We start from the raw sequence: 19,660 nt of genomic DNA, 5'->3' as shown, positions 1-19,660 counted from the left end.
CAGTACTTTCCAGACCACCCACATATAGCTGCGGCCTCCAGTGGAATACATGCAGGAATAGCTTATTGCCTTTACGGGTACATTCCCCCCAGGGTTGCAAAGGCAGCGGACCTGCGGTAGTGCCATAAATACTTTCTCCATTTTGTTTCATCCAGGCGCCGATACCATGCAGGATAATTGTATCGCGGGGATCTATCGTACCATCACCTTCCGGTCCGATATTCATCAACAGGTTACCGCCTCTGGCCGCGGCTTTGGCCATCAACCGGATAAAGAAAGCCACCGGTTTGTGGCTGTTATCATAACGGGAATATCCATACGATTCATTGGTGGTTGGAATCGCCTCCCAGTCCCCTGTTACAGGATAGAACTCTGCCGGCCTGTCTGCTGTGTTCTTATAATCGCCAAAAGATATGGCACTGCTCCGCGCAAGCCGGCCGTTAACCACCACCCCGTTATCCACAGCCCTGATAGCCTGCAAAATGCGGATATTCTCACTCAACGGCAATTTATGCGGCGTATCGAACCACAAAATATCCGGATGATATTTACGCAGTAACTCCTGTATCTGCGGAATCGCTTTTTCATTCACATATTTCACGGCTTTCGGAAGCAGCTCCGGATGCACATCATACCAATTAGCGCCTCCATGCAGCCCTTTGTCTCCGCCGGGGTTATCATAATCCCAATCGTTACCTGGCGCATCAGGATGTTCCCAGTCGAAAGCATGTGAATAGTAAAACCCGAAACGGATGCCATACTTTTTGCAAGCTGCAGATAAGGCCGCCATTGGATCTTTGCGGAAAGGACTGTTCTTTATACTATAATCGCTGATAACCGTAGGATACATCGCTACACCATCGTGATGCTTGGCAGTAATAACCAGATAACGCATGCCCGCAGCTTTAATCATTCGCACCCAGGCTTCTGCATCAAACTCCGTTGGGTTGAAATGACCAATCAGTTTATCAGCATATTCCTGCCGGCTTATTCTTTCTTTGCGCATCAGGTGCTCAGAGTAGCCCTCTACTTTCTTACCATTCCATTCACCACCGGCTGTGGAGTATACGCCCCAGTGAATGAAACAGCCAAAACGAGCCTCCCGCCACCACGCGATGCGGCTTTCATGGGCTTTCATGGACACCGTCCACCAGCCATCCACAGCAGTATCTATAGCACTTTTGTCGCGCGTAACAGCACGTTGCGCCAGGATACCATCATCATCACCTTTCACCTGCGCAGTAGCCCCAAATGACGATATAAAACTGACGGCTATACTTAAAATAAAACAGATCTTATTCATCGGATTTCATAACTTTTTCCTGCGGCTGTAGGCACATCATACTCATAAGTTGTTTTCAGTAATAATGCCGGCAGCTTCGATGGATCTTTCACAACTGTTTTTACAGGAATCGGCAACTGATAGAAGAGATTCGGATTACCCCCAGCAGCTTTTTTCGCGATAGCCCCATTTACCGTCACTTCTCTGCCCGTGCGGATACGGCAGTTACCTCCTATTGCAGAACGTATCTCAGCATGTGTAAGTTGCCCGTTCTGCCAGCTCAGGTCCACTTCAAAACCACCTCTTGCCTTTAATCCTCTCACAGATCCTGAAGCCCATATATCAGGCAGGGCGGGAAGCAGATGCAATACGCCGTCATGGCTTTGCAGCAACATCTCTGTAATACCAGAGGTAACGCCGAAATTGCCATCTATCTGGAAAGGCGGATGTGCATCAAAAAGATTGGGATACGAACCGCCGCTGTTGTCTGCCACGCTTACTTCCTGGCTGCCAGCCAGGAACAACTGCTTATTCAGCATCGTATAGGCATGGTTGCCATCTTCCAGCCTGGCCCACCAGTTGATCTTCCATGATTTGGACCAGCCGGTACCACCATCACCACGCAACAACAAACTGCGTTTAGCCGCTGCCGATAGCACAGAGTCCCTGCGCGGATTGATGAAGTTGCCAGGAAACAGTCCATACACATGGGATGCATGCCGGTGTGTATCTTTCGGATCATCCCAGTCCTTGTACCATTCCTGCAACTGTCCGTGCTGCCCTGCATGAAACGGATACATATCCTTCATCTTCTCCTGTATACGCATACGCAGATCTGCATCTGTATTCAATACAGTTGCGGCACGAAGCGTATTGGTAAAGAGATCATGAATGATAGACAAATCCATAGTAGAAGCGATACTTACGGTGCCTTCCTTTTTACCATCAACAAAGAATGTATTTTCGGGAGATGTGGACGGACTCGTAACCCATTGTCCGTCTTCATTCTTAATCAGCCAGTCGAGCATAAATTCAGCTGCACCTTTCAGATCAGGATAAGCCTGCGCAAGCATCTTCTTATTACCGGTATACAGATAGTGTTCCCAGAGATGACGGGAAAGCCATGCGCCGCCCATAGGCCATATTGCCCATTGCGCCTTGCCGTTGGGATCGCTGAAATCAAAACCTCCTGCCGGATTGGTCATAGCCCATATGTCTGTATTATGATGAGCCACCCAGCCCCTTGCACCATAATTAACAGTCGCGGTTACACGTCCGCGTCTGGCCATCCGCTTAACGAACTCAAACAGCGGTTGTCCACATTCCGACAGGTTAGCAGGTTCCGATGGCCAATAATTCATTTCTGTATTGATATTGATCGTATAGTTGGATCCCCATGGTGGCTGCATCTCTTTGTTCCATAATCCTTGCAGGCTCATGGCTGGTCCTCCCTTACGCGATCCCGCAATCATGAGATAGCGGCCATACTGATACAGCAGCGTAGTCAGCTGCGGATCACGGTTGCCGCCATTCGATGTATACTCCTTCAGACGTTGGTCAGTAGGCAATTTTTCGCCGCCGTCTGTTCCAAGATCAAGCCCCACACGATGAAATAACTGCTGATAGTCAGCGATATGGACCTGACGCAATGCATCGTATGCTGTAGATTGCAACCGCTTCAAAGGCGCCGCAGCTGCAGCATTAGGATCCGCAGCCCAGTCCCCAGGATTCCGGTAACTGGTACCGACAGAGACCAGCAACACAACGGAAGAAGCTCCCGCAACGCTTATCCCTGCAGTATCCGCTTTAATTTTCCCACCTGTAGTACGTGCCTGTAGATGCACTTCATAATTAATGCCTTTATCACCATAAACGATCTGTTTAGACTCATAAGGTCGCGCAGCCACATATTCCGGGCACCTTCCCTTCATTACCAGGTAATGGTCGTTGATCACCTTATTGGTATGAGGCATCGGGTTAGCAAACACGGTGTGAAAATGCAGCGCCCCTGGTTTGCTGGCGGCATATCGCACAATCAGCAGCTGGGCAGGATAGCTTATAAACGCTTCCCGCGTGTAACCGACACCGTTAGCCGTATAAGTAACCCTGACAATAGCATTGTTAAGGTCTAATTCCCGTTTATAGTCAACAGCTTCCTGCGGAATATCATTGCTGATGAACAGGCTGCCAAGTGTCAGATAACGCGCACTGTAAGTACCCATCATCTTCTTCGCCTGCGCATTAGCTTCCATATACTTCCCTTCTGCCAGCAGCCTGCGGACTTCAGGCAGCGTTGTTTTAGCAAGCGGATTATCTCCGTTACGTGGCGTACCGGACCAAAGAAATCCCTCATTGAGTTGTAGCTCTTCGCGTTGCACGCCGCCAAATACCATAGCCCCGATACGGCCGTTACCTATGGGCAGGGCTTCTACCCATTGCGTTGCAGGTTGTTTATACCATAGCTTCAGTAAAGAATCCGCTGGCTGTAATCCGCGTACATGAAGAGTTACGAGCAACAGCCCAACTCCGGTGAAATACTTTATCATCAGTGTGTTTTATTATCAATATGATATTTTATAATTGCAAGTCCGGACTCCAGCCCCACGCTGGTAGCAGCAATTACAGATGTTCCTTCCCCCGCTTCTACATCGATACTGGCCATGCCGTTGGCCAACTGCACTTTCCGGGAGCCGCCCACAGTGCCCAGGTCATCACGCAGTATGCTGTTACCAGCCTGCGAGAATGTTATCAGATTGGCCGCATCCAGACATAATACGCCGTTGATATCCACCGCTTTTACCCTTATCCTGAAAATATTTCCTGTCAACGCTCCGCTTTCCACAAGCAGCTTCACCGGCTTCGACCATTGTGCCGTCTGATACTGCCAGTTAAGTGTATCCGTAACGGTTTGTTTGCCATTGCGCGCTATTACTTTGATTTGATTGACGCCGTTATTTAATGATGTCTTCCATCGAAGCCCGGCAGCCGGGAAGTCCTGACTGTTACGCTTTCTGATGCCTAAGCTCTTACCATTCACCCACAACTCCGCCTCAGGGCCATTGGAATACACGCGGATCTCCTTTTCTTCTCCTTCCCTCCCCCACCTGACAGGCGTATTATGGCCATAAATGTGCGCCATCAGCTCTTCAGCCCAGTAAGAACGGAATACATAAAATATCTCCTTGGGTGTAAGATCGCGGGCTACAATGCCTTTCTGGTTTACATAAGGTACAGGGTTCTCAGGGCGCAGCGGTGTGGAAAAGTCCTTGAACACCCAGTACGCAGTACCGGTAAGCTGCGGCATGGTCTCCTGTTCCTTCAGGTGCCAGTCTACCAGGTTCACAGCGTAAGACTCAGACCAGTCACCATCTTTGGAGGCGCGTGCATTACCGCCGGTAAGCGCAAAGTCCCCGGTTCGTTCATCTGTGCCTTTACCTGTGACCACCTGTTGAATAAATTTTTCAGGCTCTTCTGCAAATCTGCCCTGGTGGCTATCTGCACCCCATTCTGCGTGAAAGAAGTGCGGCACTTTAGCAATTTCGCTCAGACTTTCCTGCTTGTACTCTGTATACCGCCCACGATACCAGCCCGCCCAGATTGAAGGAGAATACACATCCACGATGTCTTTGCAAAAATCACAACGCCGTATGGTTGTCTTACGTGTACTATCCAGTTGATGCGCCATTGTATTAAGCTCCGACATGAAACTGCGGATCTTTTCCTTGCTGAATTCCGGGAAGTCGCCGGGCCAGTCGTTCTCATTGCCAAGCCCCCAGAGGATTACTGCCGGATGGTTATAATGCTGGCTGAGCATGTTCCTGAGCATACGGCGCGCCTGTTCTTTGTATATATCCCCGCCAAGCCCGCCTCTGCACCAGGGAATTTCTTCCCATACCAGTATGCCCAGGCTGTCGCACATATCCAGCACAGTGCGCGACTGCTGATAGTGCCCCAGACGAATGAAATTGGCGCCCATTTGTTTTATCATAATCATTTCCCGGCGTATCATGTCTTCTGTCGTAGCCGCAGCCACGCCTGCGTGATCTTCATGACGATGCGTGCCACGCAGCAGTAACCGTTTTCCGTTGAGCAGAAATGGGCCCCGCTTTATAAACTCAAAGTGCCTGAAACCGGTATGGGTACTATACGCTGCGGTATCTGTATCTGTTATCAGTTTTGCCTGAACAGTATATAACTGAGGTTGGCCAGGAGACCACAGAAATGGTTTTTTTAGGGAGACGCATGCCAGTTGTTGTTTCCCTTTAGCGATGCTGACAGGCAGTTTGATCTCTCTGACAGTCTTATGCTGAGGATCAAGGATACACAGTTCCAGTTTGGCAGCTGTGGTATTGCCGTAATTACTAAAGGATGCGCTGATGGTCAGTTCTCCTCCTTTGCCGGCAGCGTCTGTCTGCGCCTGCACATGAAATGTTTCAAATGATAACGCTGGCGCATATACGATGTTCACATAGCGGTACAAACCCCCATATACATTAAAGTCCGACATGGAGGATGGAATCATTTCCAGGTCACGGGAATTATCGCAACGGATAGATACCGGCACCTTCCCTTTAAAGCGCTTTGCCTCAGGACTTTTGAGAAAGTCTGCTATCGCAGTTGTGAGGTCTGCCGTCCATTCATCATAGCCGCCTGTGTGAGAAGCAACCTTTGTCGTGTATATATACACGGCTGTCTTTTGCCCGGCACCCTCGAAATGGAGCAATGTATGGCCATTAGCATACGGGTTTCTGAAATCCAGCATGGTTCTGTACCATCCGGGACCCTGGTAATAGTTTTCATCAGGATCTACCGCGTCACAGGCGTTGAAGCAGTGAGGCAATGTAACCTGTTGCCAGATGGGCACTGACTCCGGACTACCGGCTGCGGCGGGTCTTACGGCTTCCCAGATGCCCCCCAGATCACTTCTGAGAAATTCCCATGGTTGGGTGATACGCACCGACTGCTGACTGGTTGCCGGGAGACAGTACAGGACTATGCTGAACACTATTATCAGAAATCCACTTCTTTTCATATTATAACCTTTCCGTTTGCTGCTTTGATGAGCCTGGATAATTACGTATAACCGTTACCGTAATTTATCTGCTTCCATCCTGGATGAGGCGTTTTAATGCCTCCCAGCGGAATGGTTCAGGTATCACATAGGTTGATCTGTCCGCGCTGTAGTCTGCTACTTTGTCTGTTGGTCCTGTGGAATTTTTCCAGCTTTCATAACGTTCGTATTTCCCGCAGGATGGGCCTGCAAAAAAATAATAGTGAAAGTTATGCAAACGGTTGCATAACCTTCACTATTATTTTGCCTTTTATCGGTGTTTTTTTCCGGGCAAGGTCAGGCTGCATGGCAGAAGCATAGTTTCACATAACGTCCGGGGATGGTGACGGGTTATTATACGAGTTGCTCTTTCATGGCTTTTACAATTGCATTTGATCTCGAGTTGACATCCAGTTTGCGGTAAATGTTCATGATATGTGACCTTACTGTACCTACACTGATGTGACAATGTTCTGCGATCTGTTTGTAGGTATCGCCACTGACAAGGCATTTCAGGATCTCCCGCTCACGTGGAGACAACCCATAGAGATCATTACTGACCGGACGCTCTTTCCGGAAAAACGCCAATACTTTATTCACCGCAACCATGTTGGATTGCAATGCAGTTTCATATACCTGCGAAATAAATTCCGACAAGGATACAGGTGGGATATGTTCCACCTCAAACCCATCTTCTAAAACGGGCACCTGCTTCAGGGACTCTCCTTTCTCATTCAAAGTCAGCAAAATCACATTTATATCAGGATAAGCAGCTTTTACTATGCTGGCAGCCTCTATCGCAGTCAATCCGGGTATCTCTATATCCATAAAAACAAGGTTACAGATATCTTTAGCTAATTGTTGTAACACATTCGTTGATTCGCTGTGCAATGCTGCAACTTCAAAAACATTCGACTCTCCTAAATAACCAGCATTAATAGGCCGCACTTTTTTCATATTATTCTTTTTGGGTTATGCATATTTCGTATGAAAATCTTTCCTTGTAAATGCAAATCTGGAAAGCTGGTATGGTTAAAAAAATTACTATAATGGAAAGTTCACACGGTTTCCATACCCCAAACAAATTTGAAACAAATACAAGCAGCAGTCAATCGGATACGTATATGGTTTTTCAATAAATACTAATATACAAATTGTTTTATATTATCATTAAATCATAGTTATAACGTGGTGAAATACAAAAATATGGTGGATTAACAAAAACCGTAATAATCTAAATATCAATCAATTGTTGTGTCTTCAAGTCTGTCCTTAAAACAAATTATATTAAATTACATATATCACATTCGTACTTTCCCAGCGTTTCTTCTTCCGCTTCCTTCTACTCCGGAAAGATCATCTCCGAGATCCTGACGATACCTTTCCGCAATCTTCATAAGGTCTTTTACCACCTCTGGAAATTGCCGCTGCACGTCCAGTGTTTCACCGGGATCACGACGCATATCATACAGCGCCAGCTCTGTTTTCACCTCCGGCTGCGCGCCCGGGAAACCATCGTAACCTGGCAGGTTCAGCTTATAGGTACGAGACTTATGCGGCAATACAAGTTTCCATGGTCCTTTCCGGATAGCTTCCAGGCTATTCACACCATAGTACACCGCGAGTTCATCCCTGGGATTGGCATTTGGCTCATTCAACATAAGGCTCTTAATATCCAGTCCGTCGATCCGGCGGGCAGGCAGCTTTGCACCGCACAATCCGGCTATCGTTGGCAACAGATCAATAGTGGCGGCCATCTTGTTACATACAGCACCGGCGGGTATTTTATGCGGCCAGCGCATAATGCAGGGAACACGGATACCGCCTTCCCATGACGTACCCTTGCCTTCCCGCAATCCGCCTGTATTTCCGGCATGATTGCCATACGATAACCAGGGACCATTATCACTTGTGAATATCACCAGGGTATTATCTGACAATCCATTTTCTTCCAGCGCTTTCAATACCTGTCCTACAGACCAGTCTATTTCTTCTATCACATCTCCGAACAATCCATCTCCGCTCTTTCCTTTAAACTTGCCGGAAGCTGCAATGGGCACATGTGGCATGCTGTGTGCCAGGTAGAGAAAAAAGGGTTGTTTCTTATTCGCTTTGATAAAGCGGCATGCCCGCTCAGTATACAGTGTGGTGAGGGTTGCCTGGTCGTCCAGTGTACGGATATATTTCAACGGCGTATTACCTTCTATCAGTGGCAGTGGCGGATACTTCCTGCGGGGATTGGAAGACGTGTCTGCATAGGGCACACCATCATAATGCACCGGCCACATATCGTTGGAATAAGGCAAGCCAAGGTATTCATCAAACCCATGTTGCAGGGGCAGCCAAGGCTGCTTTGAACCCAGATGCCATTTACCCACCATACCGGTATGGTAACCCTGTTGCTTCAGTACATTTGCAATGGTTTGCTCACTGGTATCCAACGCAATGGGAGCGGAAGGCCACAAGGCGCCATTGATACCCACTCTGTTGGGATAGCAGCCAGTGAGGAGCGCCGCCCTGGAAGCTGAACATACCGCCTGCGCCACATAAAAATAAGTGAAACGCATACCCTGGGAAGCCAGCTTGTTGATATTGGGCGTCTGCCAAGGCGTACCTGCGTAACACGACAGGTCCCCGTATCCCATATCATCCATAAAAATAATCACCACATTAGGCTTCTTATCCGCCGGAACCGGCGGTATAAAGCTGCATGTAATGCCCGCAGTAAAAAGTATAATGAAGAATTGAAAGATGCGTGTCATCAACTATGTTTAACAAAAAGAAATGGTGCCTATAAAAATATATATCTTCCTGAATACTTTATATACCTGTGTATAAAAAAAGCTGCCCCCTGACGGGAGCAGCTTTGCAGAAGCAACGCTTCCTATGTTTATTGCAATACCAGCTCTATAACGGGGATCTCTGCATCAGGCTTGCGTACAGGCATATCCAGCGCGAGGTCTCCTTTGTCGGTGCCATGCATCTTTATCTCAGAGCCATCGTGCAGGAACTGTGCATATTTCACTTTGCCTTTCAGACCGGGCAGCTCGAAGCGCTGCAACGGATAATCCAGCAAGTGCACATACAGGCGCTTTGTTTCCGGGTTGTATGTCAGCAGCGTATTTTCCGGACGCTGAATACCTTCAGGCGCCTGGGTACATCCATAGATGGAGCGGCCGTTCACCTTCATCCACTCACCCATCCCATTAAGTCTGTCCTGTGCGCGGCTGTCGAACAATCCCCTGGAAGTAGGGCCCACATTCAATAACAGGTTACCGCCCTTGCTCACGGTTTCGATCAGCAGCACCAGCAGCTGTTTGTTATCCTTCCAGCTGGTTTCATCACGGTAATACCCCCATGAACCCGAGAAGGTCTGGCAGGTTTCCCAATGTACTTTCTTTCCGTTGCGGGTAGGCCATTCTGCCACTTTATACTGTTCCGGCGTTACAAAGTCGCCGCCATCCTCATATTCACCAAGATCCATACGGTCATTGATAAGAATGCCAGGCTGCAGCTTACGGATCATTTTTATCAGGTCCATTGAATTCCAGTCATCATGATTCTTGCCATGATCACCAGGATAAGAGAAGTCAGCCCAGAGAATGTCTATCTTTCCATATTTCGTCATCAGCTCCCTTACCTGGTTATGCAGATAAGTACGGTATTTCGCCATATCACGGCCTTTGTTCAGCTTCTCATAATCTTTTGGGTCATTAGGGCGCTGCGGATGTACCCGGTCGATTGTGAAATCAGGATGATGCCAGTCGATCAGTGAATAATAAAACCCAACTTTCAATCCTTCAGCGCGGAAAGCATCTACCCATTCCTTGATCAGGTCCTTCTTTGCACCGGTTTTGGTGGCTTTGTAATCTGTGTACTCTGAATCAAAGAGACAGAATCCTTCGTGGTGCTTGGTTGTGATCACTGCATACTTCATGCCCGCCGCCTTGGCCATGCGCGCCCATTCGCGGGGATCATAGAGATCGGGGTTGAAGTTGTCGAAGTACTTCTGATAAGCGCTGTCTGTAATCCGTTCGTTGTGCTTTACCCATTCGTGGCGGGCAGGCAGTGCGTACAGCCCCCAGTGAATGAACATACCGAAGCGGTCGTTGATCCACCAGCCCAGCCTTTTCTCCTTCTGTTGGTCGGTTTCATTAAAGATCTTTTTCTCCTGCGCCTGTGCCTGCGACAGGAACATCAATAAGGTGAGCGTGCAATACAATAGTTTTTTCATGCTGATTAGTTTTTTAGATTCCTGGATTCAGGTTGATTACTCTGCCACCAGCCAGGTATAGCCGGCAGCTGGGATGGTTACAGTAATATGTACGGTATAACTACGGTCAAGTGTATACGTCTTTGCCGCGCCTTCTTTCTCTCGTATACGCACCGATTGCGTAAGGCCAGCATAATACAACGGTAGAGCTATATTGCGTGTTACAGGTGCCTGTGTTGGATTATAGAGCATCACCAATGCCTTCTGCGGAAGTGTAGCGCTCACGTGCATAATACCATCCCAGTCGCGGCCATCAGGACGGCGCAGGTGAATAATATCTTCATTCAGGATGCTGCGGTATTTTTTGTACCAGTCGATAGTACGGCGCACCAGCTGCTGCGTGCTGACGGTATCGTATAAACGCGGTCCACGGTAACATGCCTGTACTCCGGCGCCGTAGTATTGCATCATCAGCTGCTCATACGCATCCAGATGATCCTTCAGTGGTTCAAGTGTAGCTTTGGCTCCGCCGCCATGGTATTGTGTGAGCGGCACAAATCCCCAGCCCATCGCCGGCGTTTTTTCCCAGGTGCCGTCAAAGATATTCTGGCGATTCAGTACCAGCTGCTCCTCCCTGGGCAATGAGAAGTTCACTTCGCGATAACCCAATGCTATTTTATTGGTACCATCCAGGAAGTACCAGTCTGGCGCATTGATATATACGCCTTTTGCATTCAGATCACGGTACAATCCCTTCTGCAACTCCATCTGTTTCCACTGTGAGTCATCCTTGCCTGTATGCCCCGGATGCGTTACAGATGCACATACATCACCGGGATAGGGGCCATCATTCTCAAAGATATCGAAGCCCGTTGCTTCTATAAAGCGCCGGATAGAGGCCAGGTAGCGCAGCCCCCACTTACTGCCGAGACAGGGCGCATTTCCGAAGAAAGCGCCGCCGGGCTTGCCGGTAGCCGGATTAATAACATCGTCCTCATCACTGACACGTCTGCTCGAAAACAGGGAATATCCTCCCAGCCATATTTGTTTGTTATGTGCATAATCCGCCAGTGCTTTATATTTAGCCACATTGGCGGCGCTGGAATCTTCCATATTGAGGCCGCTGCCGAAGCTGAGTATTACACCTTCATAACCGGTAGCCGCACACTGATCAATGGCCAGCTTCACCTTTTCAGGATTACTGGTTACCAGGTGCATAAAGATGGGATTCTGTGTGGTCCAGGGCGCAATAGTGCGGTACATACGACGTTGGGCAAGACCATTGCGTTCACGGTCGTATCCATCAATCAGCAATTCGTTGGTACGTATAGACGCATAATGCTCACCAGCCGCAAGGCTGATACCTACTGGTATTTTAGGGTGCACTTCCAGCAGGCAGGGCGTCTGGAAATCATAGTTCACCTGCGAAGTGTAGGTGCTATCTGTTTTCCAGTGAGTGGTCTGATCACTAAGATTCGCTTTCATGGCGTTGTTGAAAGTGTAATTACTTTCAATGTAGATACCGTGCGGCGTCCGCATCTGATCCACAGCGCCTACCACTGCAGATTCTTCCTCCGGTGTTGCCAATATTTCATTCACCACCTGGTTGAGCTGCATGCTTTCATTACTGCTATTCTGTACTTCCAGCCATTTTGTGAGCAATGGGATACCATCGTATATTTCATAGTGGACTTTCACTGTAACGCCTTGCAGCTCAGGCGCCTGCGCACGGTAAGTGAAAATGAGCGCTTTACCGCGAGGCTGCTGCGGATTAGCACACCATCCGCGCGGTTTCCAATTCAGATAAGGCGACAGGGCTGTTACTTCATGGCCCGCATATATAAAATCCTGCTTGCCGGATTTGAGCCCGTCCAGCCAGGCAGGCAACAGATAAGCGTTCTGCGGCTGTCCGTATGCGCCGCCAATCATGTAGTCATGCCCGTTAATCACCAGACGTGCTTCCGGTTTTACGGCGCGCAGCAATTGTTCACCGCTTGTCAGGTTGCGGTAATCGGTGCATATCACGTTGGGGGTTACACGAAAACTCCTGCTCAGCAATCCGTTGTTGAGCGTGATATCGTTTCCCTTTTCTGTAACGGCGGCTTTATAGCTGCTGTTATCGATTAGCCAGTCTTTCGCCGGCGGCTTCGTCTGGGCCGCCAGTATTGTGGAACAGAGGCTTGCCACCAGGGCAAGTGCATTTGCTTTTTTCATTTATCACTATTCGATTTATAATCATTGTACAGGCTGCAGGATAACCTTCCTTAACCTGAAAAGTTCCTTGTTATTACCTGCTGCCGGTTTTATTGTCAGGTTCTGCTTACCGGCCTTGTCTATATGCATTATACCAACAGCATGCTGGATAAACATCATAGGTTTGTTGCTGCTGAACGTGCCAGTGTTCAGTGTCAGGAAAGGCAACCGTTGCCCATTGAGGGTAACCAGCCCCTGCTGGGTAGCGCTGGCCGGTTCACAGGAATAGTCAAGTATGATCTTATAGTCACCCGCATCCTGTACTTCCAGCGGGAATATCAAGGCATCTTCCGGCGTTGTCATTCCGGTGGCGCAGTTATCATGCTTCCAGTCACCGAAGTAATGGGAATAAGTAAACACTTTGTTTTTCGCAGCGCCATTGTAAACAGCCCATACAGATGGTATTTCTGCCTGTGGATACTGGTTGCTGACAGTCTGTGTACGCAACTGCGACAGATCCTGTTGTTTGCCGCTATATTCCAGCACGAGCACTGTATTTCGTGTATCTGGCAACGTTACAGGCAACTGTATTATAATTCCTTCCGGGGATTGCTTCCAGGTGAGGGAGGTATTGCCGCCGAGCATCTTCACTGTGCTAACTTTTGCAGACACACCGGGCACACGTAGTTGCCGGTTGGCAGGTATCTGCAATACATGCAGGTAAAGCTTTCCTGGCTTACTGGTGGTTACGCCCCAAGGCTGTGCGGGAATCAGTCCGTATGTAGTACCATAGATACTTTCGCCATATACTTTCAGCCACTTGCCTACTGCTTTCAGGTACTGAATGGAATAGGAAGGCCATTCGCCGTTTCCATCAGGCCCTACGTTGAGCATGAAGTTCCCCCCTTTTGATGCAACGTTGGAAAGTAAATGAATAATTTCCCGCGGGGATTTGAAATTAAGATCGTGCTGAATATAGCCCCAGGAATCATTGTGTGTGAAGATCGATTCCCATGCGCCGGGAATAGGTACCGGCGGCACTTCCGAGTCACCGAAGTCCCGATAATCACCGAGGTCGTGTCCTACGCGGCTGCTGAAGAGGCAACCGGGCTGCAGTAGGCGCAGACTGTCTATCATTTGTTTGGTTTGCGCAGGTGTGAGTCCTCCGGGCATATCAAACCAGACGAGCCCGAGTGGACCATAGTTAGTAAGGAGTTCTTTCAATTGCGGAACTGACTTGGTGCGATAATACCGCTGATAGTCTTTGTTCTTTGTATTGAAGTCCCAGTCGTTGCCCCCGCCATCCGGCTCATGCCAGTCGAGAAACTGGGAATAGTAGAATCCGAAGTGGATGCCCTGTTGACTACAAGCCCGGGCAAGTTCTTTCATCGGATCCTTTTTATAGGGAGAAGCATCAACGATATCGAAGTCTGTTACTTTGGAGTCGAACATGCTGAAACCTTCATGATGTTTGGCGGTGACCACCATGTAACGGATACCGGCTTCCTTTGCGATGGCAGCCCATTCAGCGGCATTGAAGCCCATAGGGTTAAACGTGCGGGCGACCTCAGCATATACCGCTGCCGGCGCTTTGGCGCGATTCATAATCCATTCGCCGCTGCCGTAGTAACTGCTGTCTTTCCAACGGCCACCAAGTTTGGAATATAGCCCCCAGTGAATAAAGAGACCGAATTTAGCATCCCGGAACCATTGCAGGCCAGGATGGGCATCCTTTGCTGTGGCAGATCCCCACATATCAGGCATATCCTGCGCCCGTAAGTAATGGAATAGACAAGTAAGTAAAAGGATAAGACTAGTTCTTCGTAACATAACGCGCAAATTATTAGCAGCCATAAAAATTATGTATTCATAACGGCATCTGCAACATATTCAGAAAAAGCTATCAGGGAAAGGGAAAAAGCTACAATAATCCAGTGCCAACCGAACACGGCACGTGCGTTAACCAATGCTTAACTAATTATACCAGGGGGAAGAATTAACTTCGATATGCGTTAGAAATACTGGCGCATCAAGCATTAACACCAGAAAATAATATCAGTTTATTATAAATTATTATTAGGCTAGAATTCAAAATCAATCTGACAGCCGCCCCTGTATTGCTGCAGATAGCATGTGAATGTTTTTAAATACGCCCTTGCTGACTTGTCACCAGCAAGGGTTTTTGTTTGTACCTGGTTATCATCTTCCTCCATAAAATCCACACTGTAATATAATAGCAGGTTGAAATAACTAGCTCCTCCTACCCTCCGGGCTAAGCTTGTAACTACTTTTGTATGGAAGCTATATATATTCCTCCTCGCTCTAATATTTGATCCAGCTACCGCACAGTCGCGGGATATCCCCGTATCAAGTCCACGTATACTCCGCTAATCTAGTACTGACGCGGGCTGTAAGCCCCTGAGATTTCAGGAGGAAACATCCTGGCTGCTTCATTTCAGGGAGAAAGTATTGATTTCTAAGCTATTCCACAGACACGTCATCTGATTTGTAATATCTCTTTCAGTATACTGCTGTTGCACTGCGGCGGCGGCCATACAGTTATGGTCATCACACTATATGTTATGCTTTTCTTTTTAAGGACTGATTAACCGAATCGTTTTTTAATGTTCCTAAATTGCTTTCATTCTAACAATCGCGTTCAGAAGATAATGCATACATCTAACAATATATCAGCTATCCCCAGCGGCTTGTCCAGGCTACAGGGATTGTGCTTGTTCTCACATTGGTGAAAAATGGAAATGCGACGCTTGTGATGTTTGTAATTATTCCAATGGGCGAAGACAGAAGCGGAAACTGAGGTCAGATAGTGTTGAGTTTCCCAGGTTCGCAATCTTTATTGTCTTGCCATTATCCTGCTGTCATCTTTTGCGTATATATCCGCCCTGGCTGTCGTCCATCGGAATAATTACATCTTCATTACTGTTCTGTCATCTTATTAATTGCCTCTCAAACTCGATATCGTCCTGGCAAAGCCTCTCCCCGTTCGTTACCTGCATGATAAGAATCCAAACAACCACAATGAATGATTATTCGCTTATCTTTGTATAGTGAAACCGAAGGATGATAAAAAATCTGCCCAGATATTCAAAGCGGTACTCCGGCTGGTAGTGCAGAAGGGGCTTTCCGGCATGACGATGGGAGACATTTCCAGGGAAGCGGGAATCGCTACCGGTACACTGTATGTGTATTTCCGGAGCAAGGATGACCTGATCAATGCACTGTTTGCAGCCTGCCGGGAAAACTCCGTGCAGGTATCTTTCAAAGGCTATGATCCACGGCAACCTTATAAACCCTCTTTCAGAACCGTATGGCTGAACATCCTGCGTTACCGGCTGCAAAATTTTGAAGAATATGTGTTCCAGGAGCAATGCTACCACTCTCCCTTCATTACAGCCGCCACCCGTGAAAAAGCGCTGCAGTTATCAGCTCCGTTCTATGAGCTGATCAAACGGGGGCAGAAAGAAGAGCTTATAAAAAACACGGACACAATGCTGCTTCTCAGCTTTATCCTCGGGGCTATCAATGAGCTGGTTAAACAAAGTCATTACAGCGGCGTTACACTTACACGCACCAAAATAAGCACTACGTTTAGCCTGTGCTGGGATGCCATCAAAACCTGATAGCTCACTTTATAACTGAATAATTATTCACTTCTAATACAACAGCATATGTCAGAAATTATGATCGCAGTAGACCTGAGCCCCTTCTCCGAAGGCGTGATCAGCGCAGGTGTAGAACTGGCCAAAAAGATGAATGCAGGCGTAACAATTTTTACCGTCGTGGAATTAGGCATGGGACTGGGCCTTCCTGAAGCCGGTCCCATCTTCACGGAAGACATACCCACCAAGATACGGGAAGCGGAAGAGATCCTGCAGAGCTATAGAAGTAACTTCACTGACGTAAATATCCAGGTGCTGGTAACAACCGGCGATCCTAAAAACGAAACACTTGATCAGGCTAACAACGGCGAAACCTCCATTCTGGTTGTTGGCACACACGGCCGTACCGGACTAAATCACATGCTGGTAGGAAGCACTGCGGAATATATCATCCGCCACGCCTGCATCCCAGTACTGGTAGTTCCCTATAAGAAAGATAAACATTGATTGAACGGCATTTAGGATTTAGCCTTTAGCTTTTTACTGCTGACAACTAAAGGCTAAATCCTGAATAGTTCATTAAAATTCCCTTAAACTCTCTACAGGCAACGATATTGCTGGAATACCCAACGTAAATTTGCAGGTTACTACTGTAAATCTACACCATGCCTATCGGAAAAAATATCCTGTCTGCGGCCTTTCTTCGAAAACTTCATCTGAAGGAGCTTCTGGCTGTATTATTCATTCTACTCGCTATCTATTTCTTTCGTTCCCAACGTCATGAACTTCGCTCACTTGTGCCGGCCATTCAACGGGCTAACCAGGTGTGGATCATCACAGGCGTTATCGTGACTGGTATATACATCCTGTTGCAAGCACTCATGTATGTGTTTAGTTTCCGCGCTATCGGCGCAAGACTGGGTACTTTCAAATGCACTGAGTTGTTCCTGAAACGCAACCTGCTCTCTGTATTCCTCCCGGCAGGAGGCATCAGCTCTCTGGCCTATGTGCCACAGAGCCTGCGACGCGAGCAACTGCACAAACAACAGATTCATCAGTCCTCCGGTATCTATGGCTTTGTGGGTATCCTATCTGTATTTCTGGTGGGCATACCTGTAGTGCTGTATGCTATGCTGCATACAGCCAGCATGCAAGGCGCCGCCTGGGGGCTGGTTGCCATCTGCGTCCTGCTTGCCGTGGTGGTGCTGCTAGTTCGTTCGATACAGTCCAAAGGCAAGGCATACCAGTTGCTGCTGAAATATTTTCCCGGCAAAGCCATGCAGGTGGATGAAATATTCAACTTCCGGTTGTCGGTATCCGCTTTTATGTATACTGTGCTGGCGTCAGTACTTATTGAAATTGCGGGTGTGGCTCACCTGTATCTGGGTATGCTGGCTACTGGTGTAACGCCGTCACTGGAAGCGGCCTGTGTAGGTTATATTGTAGCTACCATCTTCCTGATCATCTCTCCTTTCCTGCGCGGGCTGGGCGCTATAGAGCTTTCACTGGCATACCTGCTGAGCAATTATGGCTACTCCACCCTGGAGGCGCTTGAAATAACATTACTGTTCCGCCTGTTCGAATTCTGGCTGCCATTGAGCGCCGGTATGGTTGCCTTTGCCCTCAAAGGCCGTGAACTGGTATTGCGCTTGCTACCTCCCATCCTGATATTCCTGCTGGGCATGGTGAACATCTTTTCAGTGCTCACTCCTCCACTGGCCAACCGCATGCACCTGCTTCATGCATACATCCCCGGTACTTCCATCCATGCCTCCAATCTGCTGGTGGTATTCCTGGGATTGATACTGCTGGTAACGGCCACCTTCCTCTTCAGAGGATTGCGCAGCGCGTGGATCGTGGCATTGTCTGTATCATTGCTGTCGGTAGTAGGTCATATCAGCAAGGCATTAGACTATGAAGAGGCTTCATTGGCACTGGTGACCAGTATTATTCTCATTGCCACAGCCAGGCAGTATCGCGTGAAAAGCAATCCGCAACTGGTGAATATAGGTGTGGTGACTGCTGTGGCCACATTCCTGCTGGTACTCATATTCGGCACTATTGGATTTTACTTTCTTAATGTGCGTCACTTTGGTATCGACTTCAGCTGGCAACAATCACTGCGTCATGCATTTCACTGCTTTATGCTGTTGGAGGACGACGGTCTACAGCCCATCACCCGCTTTGGTAAGGAGTTTATGTCGGCCATCAGGGTATTGGGTGTCAGTGCGTGGGCGTTTCTTTTTTATACTGTGATCCGACCCTACCTGCATGTAGCACAACAGACCAATTCCGCACTGGAGAAAGCACGGTTCTATCTCAGCCAGTATGGCGACTCTCCTATGGATTACTTCAAAGTAGGACAAGATAAATTGCTTTTTGTATCACAACAGTATGAAGGCTTCATTGCTTATCGTGCTGCAGGCAGCTTTGCAATAGTACTAGAAGAACCAGTGTGCAGTGAAGACAATAAACTGGCCATGCTGATGGAGTTTGAACAGCAATGCCGCAAAATGGGCCTCCGGCCGGCATTTTATCGGGTGGATGAAGACAGTACCTACTACTTCAGCCAGCTCCGTAAAAAGAAAATGCTGATAGGCCAGGAAGCGATCATGGATATGCGCAGTTTCACACTGAGTGGCAAAGACAAAAAGTCACTGCGCAATGGTCTGAACAGTCTTGCCAATAAAGGCTATGTGACAACTTTCCACACAGCGCCTCATTCACCGGAAATGATAACTGCGATGAAAGCAGTAAGCGATGAATGGCTGGAGCAATATGAAGTGAAAGAGATGACTTTCTCGCAGGGATTATTCGAGGAAGATGTGATAAAAGACCAGGACGTGATCACTGTTACTGACCCGGAGGGCAACATTGCCGCATTCCTCAATATCATTCCTGACTATGCCCCCGGCGAATGTACCTATGACCTGATACGCAAGCGTACCAATGCGCCCGGCGGGGTGATGGACGCACTGATCATTGCATTGATACAGGACGCACAGCAAAAAGGACTGTACTATCTCAATCTTGGTATGGTACCGATGTCTGGCATCATCCATCCGGAAAATACAGCAGAAAAAATGGTGAAGTATGCCTATGAAAAACTGCGTTTCTTCCGTCATTACCAGGGATTGCGCGAATTCAAAGACAAATACGCCACGGAATGGACTAATAAATACCTCATCTACGAGCATGATTTTGACCTGATCCAGTTACCGGCGGCCCTGAATAAGGTGATGCAGCCATAGTTGCAGCCGAACAATAACGGAACGCATTTTGTTTCTGCGTAGAGAGATAAA

At 48.1% G+C, this 19,660-nt stretch carries 11 protein-coding genes; 3 read left to right on the top strand and 8 right to left on the bottom strand.

Features of this window, described 5'->3' with window-relative positions:
* From VM802_RS18160 to VM802_RS18125, 8 genes are all read right to left on the bottom strand, one after another.
* A partial coding sequence (locus VM802_RS18160) for an alpha-L-fucosidase (protein ID WP_325533093.1) occupies positions 1–1,303 on the bottom strand: 1,303 nt, incomplete at its 3' end.
* On the bottom strand, positions 1,300–3,828 hold the full coding sequence (locus VM802_RS18155) for a glycoside hydrolase family 95 protein (protein WP_325533091.1): 2,529 nt from the start codon (positions 3,826–3,828) through the stop codon (positions 1,300–1,302). The genes VM802_RS18160 and VM802_RS18155, both read right to left, overlap by 4 nt.
* Positions 3,828–6,314: a glycoside hydrolase family 2 TIM barrel-domain containing protein gene (locus tag VM802_RS18150; RefSeq protein WP_325533089.1), complete on the bottom strand. Its 2,487-nt coding sequence runs from the start codon at positions 6,312–6,314 to the stop codon at positions 3,828–3,830. The genes VM802_RS18155 and VM802_RS18150 overlap by 1 nt, the downstream gene beginning before the upstream one ends.
* Positions 6,315–6,686: 372 nt before the next feature.
* Positions 6,687–7,289 (bottom strand): response regulator transcription factor, encoded by a 603-nt coding sequence (locus tag VM802_RS18145; RefSeq protein WP_325533087.1) that lies wholly within the window; start codon positions 7,287–7,289, stop codon positions 6,687–6,689.
* A gap of 344 nt (positions 7,290–7,633) precedes the next feature.
* Complete coding sequence (locus VM802_RS18140; RefSeq protein ID WP_325533086.1) at positions 7,634–9,094, bottom strand: sulfatase family protein; 1,461 nt, start codon at positions 9,092–9,094, stop codon at positions 7,634–7,636.
* 128 nt (positions 9,095–9,222) lie between these two features.
* Entirely contained in the window at positions 9,223–10,566 is a 1,344-nt protein-coding gene (locus tag VM802_RS18135) for an alpha-L-fucosidase (protein ID WP_325533085.1), read from the bottom strand.
* A gap of 36 nt (positions 10,567–10,602) precedes the next feature.
* Positions 10,603–12,759, bottom strand: coding sequence for an alpha-galactosidase (locus VM802_RS18130; protein ID WP_325533084.1), 2,157 nt, complete (start codon positions 12,757–12,759; stop codon positions 10,603–10,605).
* Positions 12,760–12,780: 21 nt separating this feature from the next.
* Positions 12,781–14,568: an alpha-L-fucosidase gene (locus tag VM802_RS18125; protein WP_325533083.1), complete on the bottom strand. Its 1,788-nt coding sequence runs from the start codon at positions 14,566–14,568 to the stop codon at positions 12,781–12,783.
* A 1,238-nt stretch (positions 14,569–15,806) separates the two neighbouring features.
* Between VM802_RS18125 and VM802_RS18120 the strand changes: the two genes are divergently transcribed.
* The 3 genes from VM802_RS18120 (at position 15,807) to VM802_RS18110 (ending at position 19,609) form a co-directional block, all read left to right on the top strand.
* On the top strand, positions 15,807–16,379 hold the full coding sequence (locus tag VM802_RS18120; protein WP_325533082.1) for a TetR/AcrR family transcriptional regulator: 573 nt from the start codon (positions 15,807–15,809) through the stop codon (positions 16,377–16,379).
* A 48-nt stretch (positions 16,380–16,427) separates the two neighbouring features.
* On the top strand, positions 16,428–16,865 hold the full coding sequence (locus VM802_RS18115) for a universal stress protein (RefSeq protein ID WP_325533080.1): 438 nt from the start codon (positions 16,428–16,430) through the stop codon (positions 16,863–16,865).
* 158 nt (positions 16,866–17,023) lie between these two features.
* Positions 17,024–19,609 (top strand): phosphatidylglycerol lysyltransferase domain-containing protein, encoded by a 2,586-nt coding sequence (locus VM802_RS18110; RefSeq protein ID WP_325533078.1) that lies wholly within the window; start codon positions 17,024–17,026, stop codon positions 19,607–19,609.
* Positions 19,610–19,660 lie beyond the last annotated feature (51 nt).

Source organism: Chitinophaga sp. (assembly GCF_035538455.1).
In the GTDB taxonomy this organism is placed as follows: Bacteria; Bacteroidota; Bacteroidia; order Chitinophagales; family Chitinophagaceae; genus Chitinophaga.
This window is presented reverse-complemented; position numbering and strand designations above follow the sequence as displayed.